The sequence below is a fragment of the Pseudorhizobium banfieldiae genome (assembly GCF_000967425.1).
Classification (GTDB): Bacteria; Pseudomonadota; Alphaproteobacteria; order Rhizobiales; family Rhizobiaceae; genus Neorhizobium; species Neorhizobium banfieldiae.
The window spans coordinates 2,971,078-2,995,276 of the sequence record NZ_FO082820.1 but is presented as its reverse complement, the minus strand read 5'-3'; the positions used below and the strand labels follow the sequence as shown (position 1 = coordinate 2,995,276).

Genomic DNA, 24,199 nt, shown 5'->3' with positions numbered 1-24,199 from the left:
CCGCCGTCTCCCGCTATGCTACAAGTTACTGCGCTTCAGTCCGGCCCTTCAGCGCTGCGTTCGCACGGCCTGCCGATGCCGATCATCTCCGTGCCATCGCTGGCCAAAGGGATCGCAGAGAAACCGGCACCTGGTCGATGACTTTGGCCACTTCGCCGGGGTCGATCTCATTGAATATCACCTTGAAGACGCCACGTGCCGCTGTCGCCGCGTCCATCGGGAAGCTGGCGGGGAGCTCCTTGGCGATGTGGCCGCAGAAGGCGTCGATCGTGTGCTCGCTCGTGGGCTTTCCGCTGATGCGCCAGCCCTCGAAGAACAGGCCGCGGATGACCATTGGCAGCTGTGCACTGAAATGAACGGCGGCTTCCGCGGGCAATCTGTCACGCAACGCATGAAGGGTAGCCCTCAACGCGCTGTAGGCGTGGTTTCGCTCTTCTATATGAAGCTCTTGCGCGATCGCCTTCAGCCATCGATTGGCGTCGTGCACGGTATGGTCGAAGGTGGGATGACCTGTTGTCATGACGTGCTCCATAGTGTCTGAGTTTGTCATTCCTGCCGTACTGCGTCACACCCGGTCCCGGTTGCTTCGTTGGGCTCGGAGGGGCAACAATCCTTAGGATGAGTGCAGTCCGCGAGGGTGGCATTGAGCGATGTCAATGATCGCTGCAGATTTGGAGCCTCGTTTAACCTTGAAAAAGCCGGCGCATCGCCGCACCGCGAACCGGAGGTGATGTAGGGCGATTGACGTACGTCACCTCGCTTGTCATCGAACGCGCAGTCGCTCGTGCAGGACGTGACGCTTTCTCGGTTGTTCGATGATGCGGGGACCAGATCTCTCTTGCGCTCTCCATCTTCGGTGGCTCCACGCTCCCATGGGATGCAAAGGCCATAGCGATCTTCGACAGCAGTGCCATTGGTGGTGACTGCGCAGGCTTGAAGCTCGAAACCCGATCGGAGGTTCACTGGCCCCTCAAGAGCCTTTTGTCCGCTTCCGCACGTATCCGCTTCCAGCGGTGTAACTCGAGCAGCGCGTCTGGGAGCGCGCGATGAGCCGGGAAAGCGGGTTCAGTATCCTGAATGACCTGCCGCACGAGCTTCTCGACTTCCCCCTCTGGCGCGGCGGGTCCGAGACCGTCGCGTGCGGCATGCGAGAAAGCCTGGTCCGATTTTTTGAGCCGAAGCGAATGCCGTGGACGACCACCGGCACGCAACAATACACTCATCCATTTGCCGTCCCAGGAGGGTGCACTTGCGTACAAGTCATGACCTGAGAGGGTGTCGATCATCTCGTTGGTGATCGTAGCCACCGCGACGCCCTCCGTCTCCAGACGCTCCCGTGAGATGCCATGGATCGACTCGGCTTCCACCGACCAGTCAGTCCATTTGGGATCCGGCTTGATCAGGAAGGACCTCGAGCGGCCATCCGCGAACACCCAAGCGATCTCGATGGGATAGCTCTGCTTGGCCAGCGAAGAAGCCTCGAAATCAACGAAGACAATCATCTTGATCTACAGTTGCTCACGCCTCACATTCATTCTCGTGTCACCGCTCGACTCCTATGTGGGGTGGCGATGCGTTGGAAGAGGGAGGGGGCATTCCTTCCGCACCAAGAGCCCACCGAGGTTTTCGTGGATGAGATATACCTGCGCACCCTCGCGCTCCGTCCACTATGGTCACCATCAGCATTCTCGCGCCTCCTCGCGTTGGAGTTGCGCTCAAGTTCATATAGCACGTAAGTGCCGGAATAGGCCTGATTGGTGACGGCGAGCCGCCGATGTTCGAATTTTGACCGGCATCAATGATCCTCCTGAAGCACAGTCCCACTATCGACGCGTAATCGGCGGGTTGGCGTCTCCTGAGCGGCAAACGCTGTTGATCGCCGAGCTTTAGGTCCGGCACGCAGAACCAGAGGAAAGACACAAGAGGAGGTCAGCATGCGTATGAGGAATTACCTGATGGCGGCGGTCGCAACGGGCGCGCTGGTGCTGCCCTTACCCGCGCTTGCGGGCGGTAAGGTGGAAGTCCTGCACTGGTGGACGTCGGGCGGGGAAGCTAAGGCGGTCGGAGAATTGAAGAAGTCCTTCGAGGCCGAAGGCGGCACCTGGATCGATTCCCCGATCGCCGGTGGAGGCGGAGACGCCGCCATGACCGCGCTGCGCGCTCGCGTCGTGGGAGGAAATCCGCCAGCTGCAGTACAGCTCAAGGGTCCTGGTATCCAGGAATGGGCGCGTCAGGGGGCTCTCGCCGACGTGGAAGATGTCGCAACGGCGGAGCGCTGGGACGACGAGCTTCCGCCAGTGCTGGCGGAGATCATGAAATATGAAGGAAAGTATGTTGCGGCACCTGTCAACATCCATCGCGTCGACTGGATGTGGGTCAATCCTGAGGTGTTGGGCAAGGTCGACGCCGAGATTCCGACGACCTGGGATGAATTCAACGCGGTTGCGGACAAGCTGATGGCCGCAGGCATCACGCCGCTCGCGCATGGTGGACAGCCTTGGCAGGATGCAACCGTGTTTGAGACGGTGGTACTTGGACTGGGCGGTCCCGACTTCTATCGAAAGGCGCTCGTCGAACTCGATCAGGAAGCCCTGACGAGCGATACCATGGTCAAGGTATTCAACCAGATGCGCCAGCTCCGCGGTTACGTGGATCCGGGGTTCTCCGGGCGCGACTGGAACCTCGCCACCTCGATGGTGATGAATGGTGAGGCGGCATTCCAGATCATGGGTGATTGGGCGAAGGGCGAATTCCTTGCGGCCGGCAAGGTGCCCGGCAAGGACTTTCTCTGCATCCCAACTCCGGGCAATGGCTTCCTGCTCAATTCCGACAGCTTTACCTTCTTCAAGGTCGCCGATCCGGATGAGGTGGAGGGGCAGAAGCTGCTCGCCAAGCTCATCATGTCGCCGGACTTCCAGAAGACCTTCAACATGGCGAAGGGCTCCATCCCCGCGCGCACCGACGTATCGCTCGATGGCTTCGACGAATGCGCGGTGAAATCACACGAGGACCTTCAGCGGGCGACGGCCGACAATTCCCTGCTGCCGTCGATGGCACATGAGATGGCCGTTCCGCGAACCGTCCGTGGCGAGTTCCTCGATGCGGTCACCAACTTCTTCAACTCCGACCAGAGTTCCGAAGATGCGGTCAAGCAACTCGCTGCGGCGGTCCAGCGGGCCGGATGAGGCATAAGGTTCGGGGCCGCCAACAGGCGGCTCCGAACGGCAAGGCGTACATGCTGCAAGTCCGGGGGGAGTTCATGCGGAAGGCTACGGTTGCACTGGAGAGATCGGTCGAGCGTTGGCTTCCGCAGATCGTGGTATCGCCGCTCTTCGCGATCAGCTTGTTCTTCGTCTATGGCTTCATCGCCTGGACCATCTACATATCCTTCACGAAGTCGGGCGTGATGCCGGATTACACCCTGCAGGGGCTCCACCAGTATCAGCGGCTCTGGTCGACTCCTCGATGGTACATCGCAGTCACCAATCTCTTCATCTTCACCAGCCTGTTCATCCTGGGTTGCCTGCTGATCGGCGGACTTCTGGCGGTGCTGCTCGACCAGCGCATCCGCGCGGAAGGCCTACTGCGCACCATCTACCTCTACCCCATGGCGCTATCCTTCATCGTCACGGGCACGGCATGGAAGTGGATCCTCAATCCGACGCTCGGGATCGAGCGGCTCATGCACGAGTGGGGCTTCTCCGATTTCCGGTTCGACTGGATCGTTGACCCGCAGATGGCGATCTACACGGTGGTCATCGCGGGGGTCTGGCAGTCTTCCGGCTATGTGATGGCGCTCTTCCTGGCTGGGCTGCGATCCGTCGACGACGAACTTCTCAAGGCGGCGGCGATCGACGGGGCTGGCCCCTTCCGGACCTATTTCGGTATCGTACTGCCGATCATCCGCCCCGTCTTTTTCTCCTCGGTGGTGATCCTGGCGCACCTTTCGATCAAGAGCTATGACCTGGTGGTGGCGCTGACTGCGGGAGGGCCGGGCTATGCCACCGACATGCCGGCAACCTTCATGTATGCCTTCGCCTTTCAGCGCAGCGAACTGGGAATTGCTGCAGCCAGTGCCGTCATGATGCTGGCGACGGTCGTCGCCGTGATCGTGCCATACCTCTACTCCGAACTGCGGGAGGGCAGGAGATGACGAAGCGCACCGATGGGATCGTCACACCGAGGGGGATCGCGAATACCATGCTGCGCCTGCTCCTCTTCGCCGTGCTTGTGCTTTTCTGCCTCTACTACCTGATCCCGCTTCTGGTGATGGTCTCGACGTCACTGAAGTCGCTGGAAGAAATCAGGACTGGCTCCCTTCTCAGCATGCCGCGGGAGATCAGTTTCGACGCCTGGAGCAAGGCCTGGAGTTCTGCCTGTGTCGGCGTTCGCTGTACCGGGCTTGCACCATATATGTGGAACTCGGTGATGATGGTGGTTCCCGCCGTCATCCTGTCGACCGCGCTTGGTGCGATCAATGGCTATGCGTTGACGAAGTGGCGGTTTCGAGGTGCCGACGTGGTCTTTGCCATGATGCTGTTCGGCGCGTTCATTCCGTTTCAGGTGGTCCTTCTGCCGATGGCCAGAGCCCTTGGTTACCTCCAACTGGCGGGCAGCGTCAGCGGGCTCGTCCTCGTGCACGTCGTCTATGGCCTGGCGTTCACGACGCTCTTCTTCCGCAATTTCTTCATCGGCGTCCCGGACGGCATCGTCCAGGCGGCAAAGACCGACGGGGCGGGATTCTTCGGCATTTTCTTCAAGATCATGTTGCCGATGGCGCCGTCGGCAATCGTGGTCACGGTGATCTGGCAGTTCACGCAGATATGGAACGACTTCCTGTTCGGCGCCGCCTTCACCGTCGGCGACAGCAATCCGGCCACGGTCGCCCTGAACAACATCGTCGCCACCAGTACCGGGGTCAAGGAATACAATGTCGACATGGCCGCCGCGATCCTGGCGGCCCTGCCGACGCTGCTGGTCTACGTGGTCGCCGGGAAGTACTTCGTTCGCGGGCTCGCAGCCGGCGCTGTGAAAGGTTGAGGCATGGCTGGTGTAAGCCTGAGGAAGATCTGGAAGAGGTTCGGCACGACTGAAGTGATCAGGGGCGTTGATCTGGACATCGAGGATGGCGAATTCGTCGTACTTGTCGGACCCTCCGGCTGCGGCAAGTCGACATTGCTCAACCTCGTGGCCGGGCTGGAGGGGTTGAGCAGCGGCGACATCTTCATTGGCGCCGAGCGCGTCAACGATGTCCCTCCGCGAGATCGCAACATCGCAATGGTTTTCCAATCCTACGCGCTTTATCCGACCAAAAGCGTGCACCGGAACATGACGTTCGGCTTAGAGACGCGACGTGTGCCACATGAGGAGCAGGAGCGGGTGGTGAAGGAATTCGCTGAGCTCCTGCACATTGACCATCTTCTCGAGCGCAAGCCGGGCCAGCTTTCGGGTGGACAACGCCAGCGCGTCGCAATGGGGCGGGCGCTGGTGCGTCAGCCGGAGGTCTTCCTGTTCGACGAGCCGCTTTCAAACCTCGATGCGAAGCTCAGGATCGAGATGCGCACGGAGATAAGGCGGCTGCACAAGCAGTTCGGCAAGACCACGATCTATGTCACGCATGACCAGATCGAGGCGATGACGCTGGCCTCTCGTATCGCGGTGATGGACAATGGCACGATCCGCCAAGTGGGAACGCCAGACGAGATCTATGAGGCGCCCGTTGATCTCTTCGTAGCCAGCTTCATGGGGTCCCCGCCGATGAACATCATAAAGGCGACGATATCGCCGGAGGAGCCCGTCGCCGCAGTGGTACGAGACATCCAGGGCGAGGTGCGGTTCCAATTGCCGGAAGATCTCGCAGGACGAGTGACGGATTATCGGGGCCGCGAAGTATACCTCGGCCTCCGACCAGAAATCATCACCCATCCAGGCGGCCACAGCCAGCAGGCGATGCTCTGCTCCTTCGAGCGGATTGTGGACGTCGTTGAACCTACCGGACCCGACATCATGTTTGTCTTCCTGCTGGGTGGAACAGAGGCGATCGCGCGGGTGAGGCCTGAGGCGCGGGTGGCGGAAGGTTCGCCCTTTTGCTTCGAAGTCGATATGCGCAAGGCAAAGCTGTTCGACCCGACCACGGGCAAACGGCTCTAGATCTGCCACTCGCTGGGTCTGCCGTCCGTCACCGTAGCCACGTGCCCTTCCGTCTCGGAAGATTTTTTGCGGCGGTCTTTCTACACTGTGATCACGCCACCTGGTTTCCCAAATGCGACGACCGGCGTATGATTGTTGAAGCTGAAGTGTATTCTGGAGGAGGACACGTGATGCGTTCTATATCGCAAGTCGGTTTGCAAGAAGAGTTACCAAGGACCGCCTACTCTCCATCGCGTGATCGTGTGCATGATCTCCACACCTCCCCGACCGCGAAGATGGACTTCCTTCGCGGCCTGATGGCGCAGGCGGGACGTCCATGCGAGGGGATGAACTGGCGTTTGCTTCTCTTGGAGTGGCGCTACGATCTAAAAGTCCTACTTGGCAATGTCCGAGACTGGATCGACTATATAGATCGGCAGTTTGACCGGCATTGACTATCTAAGCCCGGACGTCCTGATAATCATACTGGAGCATCTCTCTTCCGAGCCGGCTCTCTTCCCCTTGAGGACCGGCTTCAATGTTAGAACGCTTAACGCGCTGACCGCCGAACAAGGAGGCTGGCGAGGTGGAGCGGTACCTCTGACCATTCTCAGGACGGCGGCAACAGTACGGAAACTGAAGCCGCACCTTCGATATCCAGCGGCAAGCACGTCAGATCCATAAGCTAGTCACGGCTTGATCTGCCGGTGCTCCTCTCATCCTCATCCAAGGCTCCCATCACGCGTCGCAGGATTACGCGGCGGGCCTTATCATCGGCAGCCGTGGCAAGCCGCTCCTGAAGGTCAAGAACGAATCCCTGGAAGTCGTTGTGCCAGTCGCGACTTCCAACTTGAAGCGGAGGCAGTCGGGGAGGAACTTCAGGTGACGTCTGCTTGCTCTCACTGCGTCCGAGCATGTAGGTCGAATCCAATGACGGCTGGATGATGGAAAAGCCCGGATCGATATCCTCGATTCTGCGGTGCAGCCCTTCTAAAGCAGAGGTCTCACCATGCACAAGAAACAACGAAGTTTTGATCGGGAGCCGCTGTCTGATCCAATCGACAAGCTCTTTCGCGTCAGCATGGCCGCTGTACACGTCCAGGTTTCGGATGCTTGCTTTCACGGCGATGTCGTCGCCCTGGATGCGGACAGTCCGTGCTCCCTGCTCAAGCAATCTCCCCAATGTGCCCTCGGCTTGATAGCCGACGAGCAGGACTGTTGCTTCCTCACGCCACAGCCATCTTTTCAAGCGATGTCTAATCCTGCCAGCCTCGCACATCCCGCTTGCCGCGATGACGATGTGGAACTCCATCTGATCGTCAAGGGCCTTGGACTGTTCGAATGTTTCTGTAAAGCGCACGTGGCGGGAGGAGAGCGCGCGCTGCAACAGGTCTCCCCTTTCCAGTTCCGATACATTGCGCCTGAACACTCCGGTGGCTCTTGAGGCCAGCGGAGAATCTATAACCACCGGACAGGGGGAAATCAGATCCTGATCCATCAGCACAACAAGATCCGTCAGCAGTTCCTGGGTTCTGTCAACGGCAAAGGAAGGGATGACGAGTGCGCCGTTGGGACTCCGGGCGGCCCGGTTGACTTCCTCTCGCAGCAGCGCCCTCCGCTGCTCCGGACTAATGTCCACTCGGTCTTCGTCGCCATACGTGCTCTCACAGATTACATAGTCCCACTGTGCGGGTGCCTCCGGCTCATGCTGAAGAAGCTTGCCCTGTGGTCCGATGTCTCCGGAAAAGAGGATGCGAAGCGTTTCCGTCTGAAGCCTGATTTCGAGTTCCACCGACGCGGAGCCGAGAAGGTGGCCGGCATTCCATAGCCGGAAACGGGTGTCTTCAAGATCATCACACCACTGCCGGTACGGAAGCGTACGCATCTGGACGAGGGTGTTTGCGGCGTCGGCAGACGTGTAGATCGGAGACACGATCGGTCGACCGCGGCGTCTGTTGCGGCGGTTGAGCTGCTCCACCTCCATCTCCTGGATGTGGGCGGAATCGGGCAGCATGACCGCGCATAGGTCGAGCGAGGCTGGCGTGCAGTAGATCGGCCCGCGATATCCCTCCTTCACCAGCTTTGGAAGCAAGCCGCTGTGGTCGATGTGTGAGTGGGTGAGGATCACCGCATCAACGGTTGATGGGGAGAAGGGGAAGGCGCGGTAGCTTAGCTCCTTCTCGGTCTTGGAGCCTTGGAAGAGGCCGCAATCAATCAGAATGCTTCGCTCATTTGCCCGTAGGAGGAAGCAGGAACCCGTCACGCCACCGGCTGCACCGTGAAAAGAGATGGTAGGTTCGGCAGCCATGGTGGTTCTTACGGTCGGTTGATCATTGCGGAACAAGGCTAGCGGATATTGGCGCGCATTCGTTGATGTCCATCAATAGCGGCCGTGGCCACGTCGTGGCGTCATCTCGTTGTCCACGATGTGCAGGAACAGTCGCCGACGTCGGTGCGGGGTGGCTTCAATCTTATTTCTGCCTACGGCCTTGCGAGAACATGCTGCTTTGTGCTGCGGCATGAATCGGGTCGTCACTACGCTGAAGGTCGCTTCTCCGCGCCTGGACAAGGGTCAGTTCCCGTAGCGCTGACGCCAGCATCTCCTCGAGCCTCCGGCGACGCTCTTCGTCCTGCTCCTGGTCGAGGAGTGCCTGATATCTCGATATGTTTTCCTTGAGGATGAAGGCCTTCATGGCAACCTCCAGGGATCTCGCGGTCTTCCCCGCCTGCCAAACGTCAGAAGAACATCCCGGTGAAGAGTTTGCTGGTCGATAGAAGAGAAACGGCATCCGCCAAACGTTGCGGATCCTCTAGGCCACCCTGGTACAGGGACACGGCTATCCGCAGAATGATCCCTGGCTCTGCCTCGTTAGCTCGGGAGGCGAGCAGATCACAGGCGGCGACAACCTCCGCAGGGCCACTATCGATGATTGCTCTGCAGTTCCTAAGCAAGACCATCTATCCTGTTTGGCTAAAGGTGCAACATACTCCTCTACTTGCCGAGACACGAGTAGATTGATTGCCTGAGGCCGATACTACCTTTGGATCAGGTGCCGCATCTGATCGCCGCACCACGGCCGGGTCCGGCGGACCTTTACTCCCGGCCGGCACTGCGCGCATTCCTACCGGGCAATTCACGGCGCATCAGCCAGAGTCCGGGAAGCATCGGAAGCCACAGGGTGAAGCCGCGGAAGATCAAGGTCGCAGCCAGACTGCTCTCGATGCTGCTGCCCATGACATGGAGGAGCCCGATACACGTCCCCTCGAAGGTCCCCAAACCCAGCGGGACCGGCGACAATGTCGCCACCACGGACGCGAGCACGAAGCTGATGAAGGCCGGGGCCGGTGCCAGTTCCATGCCCACCGAATGCGCTACGGCCCAAAGAGTAGCCACATCCAGTAGAAAGATGCTCACCAGCAGGGCGAGTGTCTTCAACACCAGCCGTCCGTCCTGAAGCCTTGACTGCGGCAGTACGCGGCATCGTGCGGGACATCGCCAGTCGGCGTTTCTGTAGGTTGATCGGCCATCGCGTGGGGTCGGAGAAAACTCAAAATCCAATCCTAACAGTCACTTATTCCTATACGATCTTCTTATGGACCTGGTCGCAATCCCTATTGGCGGCTGCGGGAAAAAAAGCGCAGGTTCCAGCCCACAAGAGCATCTGGCAGCGGATGTACGCACAGACATCCTGTCATGCCGGCTCTGATGAGGGAGGGATTGTATGAAGACGGCTTTGATCGTTGGTGGATCACGCGGAATTGGCGCAGCGACTGTCCAAGCCATGCGCACGGAGGGGTGGAAGGTCGAGGCCACCTCCACCTCAGGCAAGGACGGATCAATTCCGGTGGACATTCGCGATCCGGCTAGCGTCGAGGCCGCCTTCGCCGAGGCAAAGGCACGGCTCGGCAAGCTGGATTGCGTCGTCGCCAATGCCGGCATCAACGTCCCGCCGGGTTCGCTTGCGACTTTCGACAATGATCGGATGCGCGATCTGGTGGAAACCAACATCATCGGTGCGTTCAATGTGCTCAAAGCCGCTGCCGCTGGGGTCGAGGACAGCGGTGTCATCATTGCGCTGACGACATCGCTGGTCCGCCATGCCGTGCCCGGTGTCGGGCCCTATGCGGCCACTAAGGCTGCCGTCGAGGCGCTCCTGCGTTCACTTGCCAAGGAAGTCGCTGGCAGGGGCATCCGCGTCAACGGCGTGGCACCGGGTCCCGTGGATACCGATCTCTTTCGCGCCGGCAAGGATGAGGCAGCAGTCGCCCGGTCGGCCGCGATGTCTCCGTTCAATCGCGTCGGCAGACCAGAGGAGGTGGCCGCTGTCGTCGCGTTTCTCGCATCGGACCGCGCGAGCTGGGTCTCGGGCCAGATTATTCAGCCGAATGGCGGGCTGATCTGATCATGCTGACGCTTCTCCATTCCCCCGCCTCGCCATTCGCGCGAAAGGTGCGGATGGCTGCGATGGAGCGGCAAGTTTCACTCCATTTGGAGATCGTGCGCGTCGACCCGGTGGTCAGGAACGACCACCTCGCGGGCATCAACCCGCTTGCAAAGATCCCGGTGCTGAAGACGCCGGATGGCCCGATCCACGACAGCCGGGCGATCTGTCGCTTCATCGACCGTCGGGGGGAGGGGCCAAGCCTCTACGGCTCGGAGACGGCAGACATATGGGAAATCCAGGTTCTGGAGTCGATCGCCGATGGCGTGATGGAGGCGGCCGTCAACCTTCGCTACGAACTGGTGAACCGGCCGGCCGAAATGAGGTGGCCTGAATGGATCGCGGCGCAGCGTCTGCGTATCAGCGCCGGCCTCAATCATTTCTCGGGACGGATAGCCCAGTTGGCGGCGCCGCATATCGGGACGATCGCCGTTGGCGCGGCACTGGAATATCTCGATTTCCGTCACCCCGAACAGGAGTGGCGGGCAGCATTTCCAGCGCTTTCGGACTGGGTGAACTCATTCGCCGAGGAGGAGATCATGCGGGCCACCGCTTACCCGGCGGCCTGAGGGAGGCTCATGCCCGCCGCTGCTCGCGCAGCGGCAAGATTTCGATATCCATGTAGCTAAAGGGAGGAAGCAAAATGGAAGAGACCAGCAAGTTCATCCTGTCCCGGCGACAGATTCTGAAGACCGGTGTCGGCACCGGCGTACTCATGGCGTCGGGGCTAGCAGCGCCGTCGATCCTGCGGGCGCAGGAGCAGCCTATCGTGCTGGGGCACCTGGTGCCGCTGACGGGGTTCCTCGGAACGCTCGGGCAGTACGCGATCAACGGTCTGAAGCTTTCGGTCGACCAGATCAATGAAGCAGGTGGTGTCAATGGTCGCAAGCTGCAGATCATTGCCGAGGACTCCATCAATCCGGAAACTGCGGCGACCAAGGCGCAGCGCATGATCGAGCGCGACAAGGTCGACGTGCTGGTGGGCGAGATATCCTCGGCCTCGGCACTCGCCATTTCCGAAGTGGCAAGCCGCAACAAGAAGCTATTCATCGCTACGGGACCGCGGTCCGACGTCCTTCGTGCCGACCGCTGCAACCGCTACATGTTCTGCACGGACATCCCGAATGCCGTCATGGTCAATGCAGTGGGAACGGCGCTGAAGCAACAGGGAATGGTGGAAGGCAAGAAGTTCTTCACGGTGACCTCCGACTATGTCTTCGGGCACGATCTTCTGAAGGCAGCGAAGGCCTTCTTCGCCGCCAACAATGCCGAACTCGTCGGCGATGAACTGGTGCCGACGGACGCCACCGACTTCTCCGCGAACATCCTCAAGATCCGCCAGGCTCAGCCGGACGTGGTCTGCCTCAACCTTGGCGGTAACCAGGTCACCAATTTCCTCAAGCAGTACGCGGAATTTGGGCTGTCCATTCCAACCGTCGGCTTCAACCTCAACACGGCGGATGCCTGGGCGGCCGGCATGGGCAATTTCGGAGGAGTCTGGCCTACCGTATGGTTTGACACGATCGATACCGCCGGAACAAAGAAGTTCGTCGAGGACTACAAGGCGGCATATGGCGGGGAGATCCCGGAGAACCATGCCTGGATCGAGTACATCACCGGAAACATCCTCGCGAAGGCTTTCGAAGCCACCGGCGGCAGCGACAACGAGAAGATCATCGACTACTTCGAGACTGAAGCGGAGTTCGACATTCTCAAGAAAAGGCCGGCCTACTTCCGCAAGTTCGACCATCAACTGGTCCAAGAAGCGTACTCGTTCTCCGTCAAGCCGGAAGGCAGCTATTCGACCGTCTACGACATGCTTCAACTAGGTGCCGTCGTGCCGGCCGAAGGCGAGAAGCTGACGAGCATTTATCCGGAAGACACCGGCGCCTGCAAACTCTGAGTCCGCAAACCGGCGGACCCATCCCCCGCGGGAGCACTTTCCGGCGGGGGACCATTGCCAGGAAACTCAAATGGAACTTTTCTTCCTCTTCGAGCAGGTCGTGAATGGGCTGGTTCTCGCAGGATATTACCTGCTGATCGCCTTAGGCCTGTCCCTGATCTTTTCGGTCGGCGGGATCGTCAATCTTGCCCATGGCGGCTTCTACGCGATCGGGGCCTACCTCGCGGTGACCCTCACGCCGCATCTTGGTTTTGCTCCTGCCGTAGTCGTCTCCCCTCTACTGGTTGCCTGTCTCGGCATACTGTTCGAACGTTTCGTTCTGCGTCGTTTCTACCGGGAGGATCCCATCCTCAGCCTGCTCGTGACATTCGGGCTGGCGATGGTCGCGGAACAGGCGATCCGGATGATCTGGGGTGCCGCACCGTTGTCGCAGACGCTCCCATCCGGTCTGAAGGGCGGCGTGGAGATCGGGCCGCTGCTTTTCTCGAAATACCGCCTGGTGATGCTCGGCGTCGTCCTCGCCATCCTCGCTTCGATTTGGCTGCTCCTGAACCGCACGTCATTCGGCCGCGTCATCCGGGCAGGGATCCAGAACCCGGACATGGTGGGCGCGCTTGGTATCCGCCTCCAGCCGTACATGACGACGGTGGTTATGATCGGCGTTGGCCTGGCGGCGGTGGGCGGTGCCCTCTTTGCCCCGATCACGACGGTTCATCCGGCCATGGGTGCGGAAATCCTGACGATCGGCTTCATCGTCGTGATCATCGGCGGGCTCGGCTCCTTCTGGGGCGTGGTGCTGGCAGCCGTTCTGGTCGGCGTTGTCCGGTCGATCACCATCCAGTATCTGCCCGCCGCCTCCGAGGCGTCGATGTACATCCTGATGTTCCTTGTCCTGCTGCTGCGCCCGCGCGGGCTACTGGGCGAACGCATGGCAAAATTCGAAGGCTGATGACCTGATGAGCTCGCAAACAAAAACCCTTGCCGTCAGCGCACTCGTGTTGGTCCTTCTGCCAGTCGTGTTACCGATGGTCGGCCTGACGCTGACGACGGCGACCATGGTCGTTTCCCTGTGTATCGCCGTATTGGGCCTCAACCTGCTGATGGGCTATACCGGTCTCGTCAGCTTCGGCCATGCCGCGTGGTTCGGGATGGGCGGCTATGCGGCAGCGCTTCTTCAGAAGAACTTCCTGCCCGGCCAGTTCATCCTTCCGGTGCTGGGTTCCATCTTCTGTGTCGCGGTGATTGCGGCGGTCGTCGGCTGGTTGATCCTGCGCCGGCGTGGTGTCTACTTTTCCCTTCTGACCCTTGCCTTCACCGCCCTGACATTCACCGTCGCCTATCGGTGGACGGCGTTGACCGGTGGTGAAGATGGTCTGGGCGGGTTCACCCGCGGAAGCATTGGGCCCCTCGATCTTGCCGATAACCTGACCTATTACATCGTGGTCGCGGCGATTGGTTTCGGCGTCCTGTATTCCATGATCCGCCTTACCCGGTCGCCGTTCGGAACGGTTCTTCTGGCAATCCGCGAGAACACGCTACGGGCGGAGTTCCAAGGCTACGACGTCCAGCGCTACAAGCATATCGCCTATATCGTTTCCGCCTCCCTCACCGGCCTCGCCGGTGCCCTTTCCGGTTTCCTCCATTACATCGTCACCGCCGAGAGCACGTCTATCGAGATGTCCGGCGAACTGATGGCTATGGTGGTGATCGGGGGGATGCATGCGCATATCCTGGGGCCGGCCGTGGGGGTCGTCTTCTTCATCCTCTTCCGGGAACTGTTCTCGATCGCCACCTCCGACTGGATGTTCTGGTTCGGTGTGACCTTCGTTGCCTTTGTGATGTATCTGCCTGGCGGTCTTGTCGGATTGGGAGAGAAGATCTGGCGGAAGTTCCATCCGCTGCCGGAAGAAACGGCTGCCATGAGCCGGCGCAAGATCTACGAGGGTCTTGAGCTCCCCGAAACACTTCGGCCGGAGCCGACGACCGGCGAGGTTCTGGTCGCCGAGCAGGTCTCCATCAACTTCGGCGGCATCAAGGCGGTCCAGAATGCATCACTTTCCGTGAAACCGGGGGAGATCCATGTCCTGATCGGCCCGAACGGCGCAGGCAAGACGACACTCTTCAACCTGATATCGGGGCTCTACAAGCCCGTCTCCGGAAATGTGCGTCTGCTCGGTCAAGCGATCCACGGGCTTTCTCCGCAGGAGATATGCCATTCCGGCCTCGCTCGGTCATTCCAGATCACTTCACTGTTCAACAACCTCAGCATCAGGGAAAACCTGCGGCTATCGGGTCAGGCCAAGGATCCGCATCGCTATGGGATCTGGCGTGACGCCGAGAGGCTTGTCGATGTCAATCGCGATACTGCGGCACTGATCCGGTTTCTCGGGCTTGAAGGCATTGAAGAGGTCAAGGGTGGGGATCTTTCCTATGGCGGGCAGAGGCTGGTCGATCTGGGAATTGCGCTTGCTTCGAAGCCGAAGGTCATCCTCCTGGATGAACCCCTGGCCGGCCTTGCGGCGGCGGAGCGCGAGCGCGTCGGTCGCCTGATCGTGACGATGGCCCGCTATGTCCCTGTCCTGATCGTCGAGCACGACATCGACCGCGTCCTTTCGTTCTGTCAGGAGGTCACGGTGATGAACGAGGGGCAGGTGCTGATCAATGGCACGCCCGAGATCGTTCGCACTGACCGCAAGGTCCAGGAGATCTATACGGGAACGGGCACACCGGCGGTGGTCGGTTGTACCGCGGTCACATCCACGTCCGGCGAACTGGTGCTGCAGGCTGACAACCTGCATACCTTCTACGGCAAGAGCCATATCCTCAATGGCGCTACGCTGGAGGCTCGGAAAGGCGAGATCGTGGCTCTGCTCGGCCGGAATGGCGCAGGCAAGTCGACCTTTCTCAAGACGATAGCGGGAATCGTAACGCCAGCAGACGGTAAGCTGCTCCTGCACGGGAAGGATGTGACGGGCCTTTCCCCGTGGCAGATGGCGCGGGCGGGGGTTGGCTATGTTCCGCAGGGCAGGGGCGTCTTCGCCGGCATGACCGTGCGGGACAACCTGGCGCTCGGGCGCCTGGCACGGCGGACCGACGGGGAAACGGGAACAGTGTGGGACGAAGACAAGATCTTCGACTACTTCCCGCGGCTCAAGGAGCGGATCAACAGCCATGCCGACTACCTTTCCGGCGGCGAACAGCAAATGCTCGCAGTGGCGCGGGCGCTATCCGGCAATGTCAACCTGCTGCTGCTCGACGAACCGTTCGAAGGCCTGGCGCCTGCTATCGTGGAAGATCTCTTCCGCACCTTCGACAGGCTGCGCCAGGACGTGCCGATCATCATCGTCGAGCACAATCTCGACCTTGTGCTGGCGCTGGCCGATCGCGTCTTTGCTTTAGAGAACGGAAAGGTGTTCCATACGGGGCCGGCAGAGCCATTGCTAAAAGACATGGACTATCGCAAGCAGATACTTTGGCTTTAGGCCGACGGCTGCAATGATGAGGTGCCGCAGCCAGGGCACCTCAGTTTCCATAGGCACGAGGCTTGCCCATTCGGCCACGTCGGACGCCGAAAGGCAGGGTTGGGGGTGTTGGACCTGGAATGGATGTCAAGCAACTCAGATACTTCGTCGCGATCGTCGACTGCGGAGGGTTCTCGCAGGCGTCTCGCGAACTGAATATCGCCCAGCCCGCGTTGAGCCAGCAGATCGCTCGCCTGGAATACGAGGTGGGCGCCCCGCTCTTTCTTCGCTCGAGCCGCGGGGTGACGCCCACCGCCAAGGGCATTACACTGCATCGGCAGGCGAAGTTCATTCTGCGCCAGATCGAGCAGGCTATCACCATGACACGGGAGGCGGAAACCCAGATTTCCGGCCGTGTCACTCTTGGTCTTCCGCCGACCACCTCAGCCCAGATCGGCGTGGATCTCGTCGTGCGACTCAACCGGCGCTTCCCGGGCATCATCGTCAACCTGATCGAAGGATTGAGTGGCAACCTCCGAAACCTCGCCGTTGCCGGTGATCTCGATCTCGCCGTGCTGTTTACGCCATCGGCTGTGCCCAACTGGGAGGAGACCGAGTTTCTGCGCGAGGAACTCTTCCTCGTCTATCCTCGCGACCGCAAGCTCCTGCCGGATGACATGACATCCGTCACGGTGCGGGACCTGCTCGAGGTTCCGCTGATCCTTCCCAGCCCGCAGCATGGGCTGCGCCGTCGCGTCGACCTGGAGTTCGAGCGGCTTAACCTGACTTGTAATCCGGTAGCGGAAATCGACAGCCTGTCGATCCTGATGCAATGTCTCCAGCGCGGCATGGGGGCGACCGTGAAGCCGATGGCCGCAGTCAATGTGCATGGCCCGGCGCAAGCCTCGCAGTGGCGCTGCCTGCCCTTCCGCGGCATGTCGATGACCCGGCTCAACTATCTTTATGCGCCGCCTCGCGAGACGGCGGCACCGGCAGTCAGCGTCGTGCACGAGGAACTGCTCAACATCGCCTGCGAGGAAGTGCTGTCACGGCGGTGGCGGGGTGTAACCTGGACGGGACCTGATCGAGCAGCCTGAGGGGCTGGGCACTTCAGAACTCCAGTCCGAAGCTGTGCCGCGCGCTTGCCAGCGCATGATGGCTGCGGGTGATGGCGTCTACTGGCTCGCTGCTGCTCGATATGATCTCGATGACCAGAGGTCCCATCCAGCCGATCTCGTCGAGGAGATCACAGATGCGCTGGAAGCCGATCTCGCCCTCGCCAATGATGTCGTGCCGCCACCTGTCCCGCCTCGTATCGGAGAAATGGAGGAGTTGGAGATGGTCTCTCAGGAGCATGATGCCTTCGAGGGGATCCTCGGCGCTATAGTGCGCATTGGCCACATCGTAACAGATGCCGAGATTCGACGGCGTATCGAGGAGGGTGATGAAGTCCAACAGGTCTGATGCCCTTGGCAGCGAAGCGATTGGGAGGTTCTCAAGCGCGAGGGTGACGCCCTCCCGGCGAGCGAGCGGAAGGAGGGCTTCAAGCGCATCCCGAAGCCATTGCCGAAGGAGCTCGGCGGGGGCGGGAAAGAGAGGGCTGACCCGTCCCGGCGCCACTACCAGTCTCCGCGCACCCAAAGCACCGGCCAGTCGGATCTGACGGCAGAACATGTTCACAGAGTATGCCCGCATCTCTTCCATGGCGGACGCCAGGTTAAGATCGAGGCTCGGCATGTTGAGGGAGTGCAACTCGAGGGTTCCCGCCGACACGAGGGACCTGATCGCCATCGCTTCCGGGCTCTTCGGGTCAAGCGAAAGATGCGGCGGCTGCATCATCAGTTCGAATTCCCGGTAGCCTTTCTCGAGCAGGAGCCCAATGGCTTCATCGGCCCTATGGCTCCAGAGAAAGCCATAGGTGTTGACCGTCGGCGGACGGGAGGTCGCTAAGCATTTCTCCACCCTTGCCTCCCGCTCCATCAGACCGTGAAACTCACGACACGTTCTTCCGTCATCTCGTGCATGGCGTACCGGGGCCCTTCGCGGCCGAAACCACTATCCTTGGAACCTCCATAAGGCATCATGTCGACCCGCGACGACGAAGTCTGGTTGATGTGCACGCCACCGACATGCAATTCGCGCATCGCCCTGAAGGCCTTCTCCAGACTGTTGGTGAAAAGCCCGCTGGCAAGCCCGTAGGGGGTTCCATTTATTCGCCGGATCGCAGCGTCGAAATCGCTGTATCGCTCAATGCAGACCACCGGTCCGAATATCTCCTTGCAGCCGACGCTCATGTCGGAGGTAACCTCGGCGAGTAGCGTCGGTGCAACGACTGCACCTTCCCGTGTACCGCCTGCGAGAAGACGTGCCCCATTCTGGCAAGCGTCGCCGATCCACGCCTCGATGCGTTCAGCGTCCCCCAGCGAGATCAGGGGGCCGGTGCTGCAGCCAGGCTGCGTCGGATCGCCATACACCAGTCCAGCGACCATCTGTGCCAACGTCGTTTCGACCTGCTCGGCAAGGCTTTCATGCACCAGAAGGACCTGAACGGAGGTGCAGACCTGCCCGGCCTTCCGGTAACCTGCGTTCACCACCTTCGGCAGGGCGCTGGAGAGGTCGGCGTCTTCAGCCAGGATAGTGAATGCGATGGAACCGAGTTCCATCTGCGTACGCCGCAAGCCGGCTTGCGATTGGATGATCCGACCCACTTCAGTGGAACCGGTAAAGGCGATGTACCGCACCCGCGCATCTTCCATCGCAAGGCGCACCGCTTCACCGCCACCATGGAATATCTGGAGGTGATTGGCAGGGAGCCCGGCCTCAAGAAAAAGCGTGGCCAGGAAGCAGGCGGTGCGAGGCGTCTGTCCTGCCGGCTTGAGGATCACCACATTGCCCGCGCCGAGCGCCGGAGCGATCTTGTGAGTGACGGTGTTGAGCGGCGCGTTGAAAGGGGTCACGGCCAGCAAGACGCCAAGCGGCACACGCAGCGTGAACGCCATCCGGTTTCCTTGCCCGGCCGCACCTGCCACGGGTACGATATCGCCGGACAGACGACGTGCCTCTTCCGCTGTTAGCCGTAGCGTCTCGATCGTGCGGTTGATTTCTCCGTTGCAGTCCTGGCTCGTAAAGCCGGTCTCACGCTGCATGACGGTCAAGGCGATGTCGCGTCGTGCTTCGAGAAGTTCTGCGACGCGCTCGAGCACGCGGCCTCGCTCGTGGGGGGTAAGCCGATCCCCTTCGAATGCCGCCTGCGCAGCATCTATCATCTGGCGGATCTGCCTTGGGGAACTTGCGGGGAGTTCGGCGAACGGGTCTAGGCGATACTTGTCGAAAACTGGCCGTGCTGCGCCTTCGCCCAACTCCCATCGCCCATCGAGCAGCATCGCAACCTGCGGGAGGGCTGCAGGTGACGGGGAGACATCAAATGGAAGTCTCATCGGACATCCTTTCTCAACTGGTATTTGGCCGATGAGGTTCATTCGTCCGAGACAGGCGTCGTGACCACGATGAAGGTCAACTGGCCGAGGCCGGAGTTCGTGATGGAATGCCAACTGCCGGGGGCAATGAAGATCACGTCGTTCTTGCGCACGACACGCGTCTTGCCGTCGATCTCCATAAGCCCTTCGCCGTCCAGGATGTGGTAGACTTGCTCCTGCACCTTGTGCACGTGACGTTCGACATAGGCCATCGGTGCGTAAGTCGAAATGCGGTAGTCCATCAGGCGGGAACCTGTAGTGGCGGGGGCTACCAGCGCTTTCGACAAGGCGCCGCCGAAATGGGCGGGGAATTCCTGCCAGGGCTCTTCGACGATGTTGCGGATGATGCTCTTGCGGTCGGTCATATTTTGTTTCCCTGGTACAAGTGATCGTCAGGTCGGCTGCCACGGAGTTCCGAACGCCGGCTCCTTTGGCTGCAGAGGCGGCAGGGCCCAGGAACCGGTCGCCGGCGGGCGGATGTCGGCATCGACATGCACGTCGATCAGGACCGGACGGTTCAGACGAACAGCCTCTTCCAGCGTCGCTGCGAAGTCCTCCGACCGGGTCACGGTGTAGCCCGCAACGCCGGCCGCCCGCGCCCATGCAGCAAAATCGGGATTGTAGGGCGCCGCGTTCGCTCCCTGGTTAGAAGGCCGTTCCGTATTCGCGGCCGTCGAAATAGCCGTATTGCAGGTCGCGGATCGCACCCCATGCAAAGTTGTTCCAGACGACCCAGATGACCGGGATGTCGTACTCGACCGCCGTACAGAGCACATGCGGCACCATGGTGAAGCCGCCGTCGCCGCACACGGAGACGCAGACGCGATCGGGGGCAGCGAGTTTCGCCCCGAGAATGGCCGAGGGGCCGAAGCCCATGCCGGAATAACCCCAGGAGTTCAGCATGCTCTGCGGGCGGCGTGCCTTCCAGAACTGCATGAACCAGTTGTGGTGGATGCCGGCATCGAAGGACAGGATCGCGTCATGCGGCAACACCTTTTGGCAATCCTCGACGATACGCTCAGGCCTTATCGGCGTCTGGTGCAGGGAGAAATTCGGGGCAACGAAAGCCTCCCACTCGCTGCGCCAACCAGCAATGTCGGCCCGCCAGGGGGCAAGCCGGCTCTCGTCGGGGCATACAGAACGTGAATCGAGTTCCCCGAGGACCTGGGAAAGGAACGTCCGTGCGTCGGCGAGAATGGCAATATCGGGAGTGTAATTGCGCGTCAGCTCAGCGTGGTCCAGGTCGACATGCACCAGCCTGGTGTGCGGAAAATTCCAAGAATAGCCCGGGCGCCAGCTTGAGGCGGAACGGTCGTCGAAGCGTGCACCGATGGCGAGCACCAGGTCGGCATGACGACCGGCCTGGTTTGCCTGATAGGCGCCGTTCCGGCCGATGAAGCCGAGCGACAGCGAGTCTTCCATGTCGATCGTGCCCATGCCGTTTGGCGAGGAGATGACCGGTACCTGGAGGCGGTGGGCAAGCTCGGTCAGTTCCGCACCGCCCTCCGAAAGCGCCATTCCGTGTCCGACGAACAGCACTGGCCGCTCGGCTGCCAGCAGCCAGTCGACCACCTGCTGGAGGTCAGCAGGGGATGCTCCGGGGCGGCGCTGGCCGAATGCCGAGCCGACGGGTTCCGGCTGGAGGTCACCTTCTTCCTGGAACAGGTTGTAGGGTATGTCGAGGTTCACTGGACCGGGGCGGCCGGTGGTCATTGTCGAGGTCGCCTGGCGGATCATCAGCGGCAGTTGCTCGACTCGCGATGGTTGGAAGCTGCGCTTGACCACCGGCTTGATGACCTGGTTGAAGTCTGCCTGGCCATGCATGTTCAGTTCCTGGAACGGTGCCCGGTTGAACTGTTGGGTCGGAACGTTCGCCGTGATGGCTAGTATAGCCGAACTATCGGTCTGGGCGACGGCAAGCCCCATGATCTGGTTACAGGAGCCGGGCCCCGTCGAGGTCAGCGTCGCCGCCACCTTGTGGGAGACCCGGAAGAAGCCGTCGGCCATGTGGACCGCCGTCTGCTCGTGGCGGGGCGAGATCATCGGGACCTCATCCTTGACCTCGTGTAGGCAGTCGATGAGCCCAACCGTGCCGTGGCCGCAAACACCGAACACGTAGGGAACCTTTTCCCGTACCAGCGCCTCGGCGATGTAGGTGCCGCCCTTTTGCTTCGTCATGTATCTCTCCCATTGAAGTCCTGCACGCGCCGTGCCGCGTGGCGGGCTGCTGCCCATCCAAATGTCATCGCCGGTCCGATCTGGGCGCCTGCGCCCGGATACTCGCCGCCGAACACGGATTGCATGTCATTTCCCGCCGCATAGAGACCGGGGATGGCATGGCCCTCATTGTCCAGCACCTCCCCGGAAATCCCGCAGAGCAGTCCGCGGGCGGTCGCTAGCGGTGTCGGCCACAAGGCGACGGCGTAGAGCCTGCCAGGTCCCACTTCGCCCAGGCAGGGGTTGGCAAAACCGCGACTTGCGTCGCCGTTCGAGCGCTCATAAGCACTCTCTCCACGCCGAAAGCCGGCATCCCGCCCCTCCCGCACGCACTCGTTGAATTTCGCGATGCTGCGGCTGAGGGAACCCGGCGGCAGGTGAAGCTCCCGCGCGAGCTCCTCGGGATCTTTCCCCGTCTTGAGGTAGCCTGAACGAAGAAACCGGTTGAGCGAAGGGGTTCTGGGCCGAATCACGCCCAAGCCATAGCGCCGGATGAAGTCTCGCCCGACGACCATCCAGGCTGGACAGGCTGCTGGTCCGTGACGGAACATCGCGGCGCAGAAGTCGTGATAGCTGGACGCCTCGTTGGCGAACCTCTCTCCGGCTTGGTCGATAATGATCGATCCCGGTTTCGCGCGGTCAAGGGCGATATGCGGGTAGACGGCGAGGCCGCCGCCAGGTCTCGCCCAAAGCGAGGATGGAAACCACAGGGCATTTAGACCGAGATCCGGCCCCATTTGCCCGCCGGCTTTGATGCCCAGTCCGATCGTCGTGCCGCGCGCGAAAGGGCTAGCGGGCGAATGTCCGGGTGCAAGCGTCGGGAGGTATCTGGACGTCATCTCAGGATCTGCAGGGAAACCGCCGCCTGCCAGCACGACGCCAGCGCGCGTAGCCAGGCTGAAGGGGCGTTCGCCGTATACGCCGCCGACCCGGGCCACGCGCCCTTCCGTTAGCTCGATTTCCCGAACATGTGCGTTGGTGAACACAAGTCCGCCACGGATGAGGGTAGCATGAAGAAGCCGCGCCACGAGGGCATTGCCCATGACAAGGCGAGTGCCTCGCCTGAAGCGCAGGCGATCACGAAGATGGCGAAGGAGGAGCTTCAGCCCTTCCATCATGGCGGCGGGAGAGCGTTCCGCATGGATCAGCCTTTGAGCTTCCGCCCGCGTTACCATCATCCCGCCAAGTACGGTCAGTTCTCGCATGGGCTCTGCGAGCCTGTCGAACCAGCTGTCGAGACGCCGTCCGTCGAACTCGATCGGCTCTAGCGCACGGCCGCCCGACGCGGCACCTTCCAGATTGCTTTGATAATCGGGGGCGCTGCGGTAGGGACGGAACAGGATCTCGGCCCTGTCTTCGAGGTCCGCCTGCATCTTAGGGGCATGTGTGAGGAATGCCTGCCAAGCTTCTTGCGCGTCAGCGTCGCTGATGAGGGCCGAGAGATAGGCGCGAGCCGCTTCCGCATCGGGCGCGAAACCGACGGCCCGCATCAACCGGTTGTCGGGGATCCACGCGGTTCCGGACGAGCGGGCTGTGGTGCCACCCACGACAGGAGCAGCCTCCAGAACGACTACGCTCAGCCCTTCCAGCGTCGCTGTCAAGGCGGCGGTCAGCCCTGCTGCACCCGTGCCCAGAACGATGAGGTCGACCTCGCCCAGTTCCGCGAGCGACTGCTGCATAGAAGGATCCAACCGCATCGCCTGCCAATCCTCCTCCGTTGCTCAGGCCTCTCCCGGAGACCACCACTAGGGCCTAACCGGCTTTATTCCTAATAGGGTTTTCCTTGGGTGCCATACGATGCAGCTATAGCCGCCACCTGCCCGCACCGCCCAGCGTGGGTAACGTCATCCTGGCCAGAGACTAGCCTGCCAGTCGGTCGCGGCGACGCTTGAAGACGCGATCAATCGCTGCCTGAAAGGTATCACTAATGAATCGCGACTCTGGTTCGGCAGAGTTCGGTCAGGTGAATCTGATTCTCCTCACGGAAGAGGGCGCCGAACTGCCGGAGGATACCCGCTTGCGCCTCTTGACGCTCGTGGAGAACGATCGACTGGGGTCAGGGCTTGCCATCAGCTTGCGTGAACTCGAATTGCGGGGTGGTGGCGACCTTGCCGGCGAGGACCAGGCAGGTCACATCAAGGCCATTGGGATCGGCCTGTACCAGAAGCTGCTCGCGAGCGCCGTTTCGAAGTCGCGTAGGCAAACTGAGGGTTCGTCTCCGCGCGCAACCCTTACCCTCGGGGTCGCAGGCACCATACCGGCGGATTACGTTTCAAACGCCGCCGTGAGGCCTAATCTCTACGCCCGGCTGTTGCGTGCTTCCGCACCGAACGAGATGGACGATCTGGAAGAAGAATTCGAAGATCGCTTCGGCGAGCTACCGCAGGAGGTGGCGCTTCTGCTGCGGACGACCCGACTACAGCTCGCGGCGGCGCGGCTAGGCTTTGCCAGGCTCGAGGCTGGGCCTGAAGCGCTTGCGATCACCTTGACACATGAGGCACCGGCTAAGGTCTCTGACTGATGCAATGAGGCACCGACAGCCCTTCGATGATGGCAAAATGTCAGAGCTCG

Annotated in this window: 22 protein-coding genes; 11 read left to right on the top strand and 11 right to left on the bottom strand. The window is 61.0% G+C overall.

Translation table 11 applies throughout. From position 1 onward, the window contains the following. Nucleotides 1-82: 82 nt before the first annotated feature. Nucleotides 83-520, bottom strand: coding sequence for a DUF2267 domain-containing protein (locus NT26_RS14715; RefSeq protein ID WP_052642228.1), 438 nt, complete (start codon nucleotides 518-520; stop codon nucleotides 83-85). A 439-nt stretch (nucleotides 521-959) separates the two neighbouring features. Beyond that, complete coding sequence (locus tag NT26_RS14710) at nucleotides 960-1,502, bottom strand: 3'-5' exonuclease (protein ID WP_052639782.1); 543 nt, start codon at nucleotides 1,500-1,502, stop codon at nucleotides 960-962. A gap of 438 nt (nucleotides 1,503-1,940) precedes the next feature. Here NT26_RS14710 and NT26_RS14705 point away from each other — a divergent pair, with 438 nt between their 5' ends. From NT26_RS14705 to NT26_RS14690, 4 genes are all read left to right on the top strand, one after another. Continuing rightward, a complete protein-coding gene (locus tag NT26_RS14705) occupies nucleotides 1,941-3,185 on the top strand; it encodes an extracellular solute-binding protein (protein WP_052642226.1) in 1,245 nt (414 codons plus the stop codon). Between the two features lie 74 nt (nucleotides 3,186-3,259). Next, complete coding sequence (locus tag NT26_RS14700) at nucleotides 3,260-4,153, top strand: carbohydrate ABC transporter permease (protein ID WP_052642224.1); 894 nt, start codon at nucleotides 3,260-3,262, stop codon at nucleotides 4,151-4,153. Beyond that, complete coding sequence (locus NT26_RS14695) at nucleotides 4,150-5,040, top strand: carbohydrate ABC transporter permease (RefSeq protein WP_052639780.1); 891 nt, start codon at nucleotides 4,150-4,152, stop codon at nucleotides 5,038-5,040. Before NT26_RS14700 ends, NT26_RS14695 begins: the two co-directional genes overlap by 4 nt. A gap of 3 nt (nucleotides 5,041-5,043) precedes the next feature. Continuing rightward, a complete protein-coding gene (locus NT26_RS14690) occupies nucleotides 5,044-6,150 on the top strand; it encodes an ABC transporter ATP-binding protein (RefSeq protein ID WP_052639778.1) in 1,107 nt (368 codons plus the stop codon). Nucleotides 6,151-6,814: 664 nt separating this feature from the next. Here NT26_RS14690 and NT26_RS14680 read toward each other — a convergent pair. The 3 genes from NT26_RS14680 to NT26_RS14665 form a co-directional block, all read right to left on the bottom strand. Further along, entirely contained in the window at nucleotides 6,815-8,437 is a 1,623-nt protein-coding gene (locus tag NT26_RS14680; RefSeq protein ID WP_052639774.1) for an MBL fold metallo-hydrolase, read from the bottom strand. A gap of 163 nt (nucleotides 8,438-8,600) precedes the next feature. After that, nucleotides 8,601-8,822, bottom strand: coding sequence for a hypothetical protein (locus NT26_RS14675; protein ID WP_052639772.1), 222 nt, complete (start codon nucleotides 8,820-8,822; stop codon nucleotides 8,601-8,603). 401 nt (nucleotides 8,823-9,223) lie between these two features. Further along, the gene (locus NT26_RS14665) at nucleotides 9,224-9,688 is read right to left on the bottom strand and encodes a lysylphosphatidylglycerol synthase transmembrane domain-containing protein (RefSeq protein WP_280136219.1); all 465 of its coding nucleotides are present in this window, start codon (nucleotides 9,686-9,688) and stop codon (nucleotides 9,224-9,226) included. Between the two features lie 163 nt (nucleotides 9,689-9,851). On the opposite strand from NT26_RS14665, the gene NT26_RS14660 reads away from it, so the two are divergent. The 6 genes from NT26_RS14660 to NT26_RS14635 all read left to right on the top strand — a co-directional run bounded on the left by NT26_RS14660 (nucleotide 9,852) and on the right by NT26_RS14635 (nucleotide 17,032). Further along, nucleotides 9,852-10,532 carry an SDR family NAD(P)-dependent oxidoreductase gene (locus tag NT26_RS14660; RefSeq protein WP_052639766.1) on the top strand — a complete coding sequence of 227 codons (681 nt, stop codon included), beginning with the start codon at nucleotides 9,852-9,854 and terminating at the stop codon, nucleotides 10,530-10,532. 2 nt (nucleotides 10,533-10,534) lie between these two features. Then, complete coding sequence (locus tag NT26_RS14655; protein WP_052639764.1) at nucleotides 10,535-11,140, top strand: glutathione S-transferase family protein; 606 nt, start codon at nucleotides 10,535-10,537, stop codon at nucleotides 11,138-11,140. A gap of 74 nt (nucleotides 11,141-11,214) precedes the next feature. Continuing rightward, nucleotides 11,215-12,474 carry an ABC transporter substrate-binding protein gene (locus NT26_RS14650; protein ID WP_052639762.1) on the top strand — a complete coding sequence of 420 codons (1,260 nt, stop codon included), beginning with the start codon at nucleotides 11,215-11,217 and terminating at the stop codon, nucleotides 12,472-12,474. 70 nt (nucleotides 12,475-12,544) lie between these two features. Beyond that, nucleotides 12,545-13,423, top strand: coding sequence for a branched-chain amino acid ABC transporter permease (locus NT26_RS14645; RefSeq protein WP_052639760.1), 879 nt, complete (start codon nucleotides 12,545-12,547; stop codon nucleotides 13,421-13,423). Nucleotides 13,424-13,430: 7 nt separating this feature from the next. Continuing rightward, entirely contained in the window at nucleotides 13,431-15,956 is a 2,526-nt protein-coding gene (locus NT26_RS14640; protein WP_052639758.1) for a branched-chain amino acid ABC transporter ATP-binding protein/permease, read from the top strand. 119 nt (nucleotides 15,957-16,075) lie between these two features. After that, nucleotides 16,076-17,032 (top strand): LysR substrate-binding domain-containing protein, encoded by a 957-nt coding sequence (locus tag NT26_RS14635; RefSeq protein WP_052639756.1) that lies wholly within the window; start codon nucleotides 16,076-16,078, stop codon nucleotides 17,030-17,032. A 13-nt stretch (nucleotides 17,033-17,045) separates the two neighbouring features. Here NT26_RS14635 and NT26_RS14630 read toward each other — a convergent pair whose 3' ends face one another. Genes NT26_RS14630 through NT26_RS14610 form a run of 6 tightly spaced genes read right to left on the bottom strand, consistent with a single transcriptional unit; the run spans nucleotide 17,046 to nucleotide 23,307 of the window. Further along, entirely contained in the window at nucleotides 17,046-17,897 is an 852-nt protein-coding gene (locus NT26_RS14630; protein ID WP_162197793.1) for a sugar phosphate isomerase/epimerase family protein, read from the bottom strand. A gap of 17 nt (nucleotides 17,898-17,914) precedes the next feature. Then, nucleotides 17,915-19,372 (bottom strand): aldehyde dehydrogenase family protein, encoded by a 1,458-nt coding sequence (locus tag NT26_RS14625; protein WP_052639752.1) that lies wholly within the window; start codon nucleotides 19,370-19,372, stop codon nucleotides 17,915-17,917. 38 nt (nucleotides 19,373-19,410) lie between these two features. After that, nucleotides 19,411-19,776 carry a cupin domain-containing protein gene (locus NT26_RS14620; RefSeq protein WP_052639750.1) on the bottom strand — a complete coding sequence of 122 codons (366 nt, stop codon included), beginning with the start codon at nucleotides 19,774-19,776 and terminating at the stop codon, nucleotides 19,411-19,413. A 27-nt stretch (nucleotides 19,777-19,803) separates the two neighbouring features. Beyond that, nucleotides 19,804-20,118 (bottom strand): thiamine pyrophosphate-dependent enzyme, encoded by a 315-nt coding sequence (locus NT26_RS23300; protein WP_280136218.1) that lies wholly within the window; start codon nucleotides 20,116-20,118, stop codon nucleotides 19,804-19,806. Then, nucleotides 20,057-21,589: a thiamine pyrophosphate-binding protein gene (locus NT26_RS14615; RefSeq protein WP_280136217.1), complete on the bottom strand. Its 1,533-nt coding sequence runs from the start codon at nucleotides 21,587-21,589 to the stop codon at nucleotides 20,057-20,059. The genes NT26_RS23300 and NT26_RS14615 overlap by 62 nt, the downstream gene beginning before the upstream one ends. After that, nucleotides 21,586-23,307 (bottom strand): FAD-dependent oxidoreductase, encoded by a 1,722-nt coding sequence (locus NT26_RS14610; protein ID WP_244467617.1) that lies wholly within the window; start codon nucleotides 23,305-23,307, stop codon nucleotides 21,586-21,588. Before NT26_RS14610 ends, NT26_RS14615 begins: the two co-directional genes overlap by 4 nt. A 248-nt stretch (nucleotides 23,308-23,555) precedes the next feature. Here NT26_RS14610 and NT26_RS14605 point away from each other — a divergent pair, with 248 nt between their 5' ends. Next, complete coding sequence (locus tag NT26_RS14605; protein WP_052639746.1) at nucleotides 23,556-24,149, top strand: TRCF domain-containing protein; 594 nt, start codon at nucleotides 23,556-23,558, stop codon at nucleotides 24,147-24,149. Nucleotides 24,150-24,199: the final 50 nt, after the last annotated feature.

Excerpts from the sequence above, each read along its gene's own strand:
- NT26_RS14715 (WP_052642228.1), bottom strand. The coding sequence starts at position 520 with ATGACAACAGGTCATCCCACCTTCGACCATACCGTGCACGACGCCAAT.
- NT26_RS14710 (WP_052639782.1), bottom strand. The coding sequence starts at position 1,502 with ATGATTGTCTTCGTTGATTTCGAGGCTTCTTCGCTGGCCAAGCAGAGC.
- NT26_RS14705 (WP_052642226.1), top strand. The coding sequence starts at position 1,941 with ATGAGGAATTACCTGATGGCGGCGGTCGCAACGGGCGCGCTGGTGCTG.
- NT26_RS14700 (WP_052642224.1), top strand. The coding sequence starts at position 3,260 with ATGCGGAAGGCTACGGTTGCACTGGAGAGATCGGTCGAGCGTTGGCTT.
- NT26_RS14695 (WP_052639780.1), top strand. The coding sequence starts at position 4,150 with ATGACGAAGCGCACCGATGGGATCGTCACACCGAGGGGGATCGCGAAT.
- NT26_RS14690 (WP_052639778.1), top strand. The coding sequence starts at position 5,044 with ATGGCTGGTGTAAGCCTGAGGAAGATCTGGAAGAGGTTCGGCACGACT.
- NT26_RS14680 (WP_052639774.1), bottom strand. The coding sequence starts at position 8,437 with ATGGCTGCCGAACCTACCATCTCTTTTCACGGTGCAGCCGGTGGCGTG.
- NT26_RS14675 (WP_052639772.1), bottom strand. The coding sequence starts at position 8,822 with ATGAAGGCCTTCATCCTCAAGGAAAACATATCGAGATATCAGGCACTC.
- NT26_RS14660 (WP_052639766.1), top strand. The coding sequence starts at position 9,852 with ATGAAGACGGCTTTGATCGTTGGTGGATCACGCGGAATTGGCGCAGCG.
- NT26_RS14655 (WP_052639764.1), top strand. The coding sequence starts at position 10,535 with ATGCTGACGCTTCTCCATTCCCCCGCCTCGCCATTCGCGCGAAAGGTG.
- NT26_RS14650 (WP_052639762.1), top strand. The coding sequence starts at position 11,215 with ATGGAAGAGACCAGCAAGTTCATCCTGTCCCGGCGACAGATTCTGAAG.
- NT26_RS14645 (WP_052639760.1), top strand. The coding sequence starts at position 12,545 with ATGGAACTTTTCTTCCTCTTCGAGCAGGTCGTGAATGGGCTGGTTCTC.
- NT26_RS14640 (WP_052639758.1), top strand. The coding sequence starts at position 13,431 with ATGAGCTCGCAAACAAAAACCCTTGCCGTCAGCGCACTCGTGTTGGTC.
- NT26_RS14635 (WP_052639756.1), top strand. The coding sequence starts at position 16,076 with ATGGATGTCAAGCAACTCAGATACTTCGTCGCGATCGTCGACTGCGGA.
- NT26_RS14625 (WP_052639752.1), bottom strand. The coding sequence starts at position 19,372 with ATGAGACTTCCATTTGATGTCTCCCCGTCACCTGCAGCCCTCCCGCAG.
- NT26_RS14620 (WP_052639750.1), bottom strand. The coding sequence starts at position 19,776 with ATGACCGACCGCAAGAGCATCATCCGCAACATCGTCGAAGAGCCCTGG.
- NT26_RS14615 (WP_280136217.1), bottom strand. The coding sequence starts at position 21,589 with ATGACGAAGCAAAAGGGCGGCACCTACATCGCCGAGGCGCTGGTACGG.
- NT26_RS14610 (WP_244467617.1), bottom strand. The coding sequence starts at position 23,307 with ATGCAGCAGTCGCTCGCGGAACTGGGCGAGGTCGACCTCATCGTTCTG.
- NT26_RS14605 (WP_052639746.1), top strand. The coding sequence starts at position 23,556 with ATGAATCGCGACTCTGGTTCGGCAGAGTTCGGTCAGGTGAATCTGATT.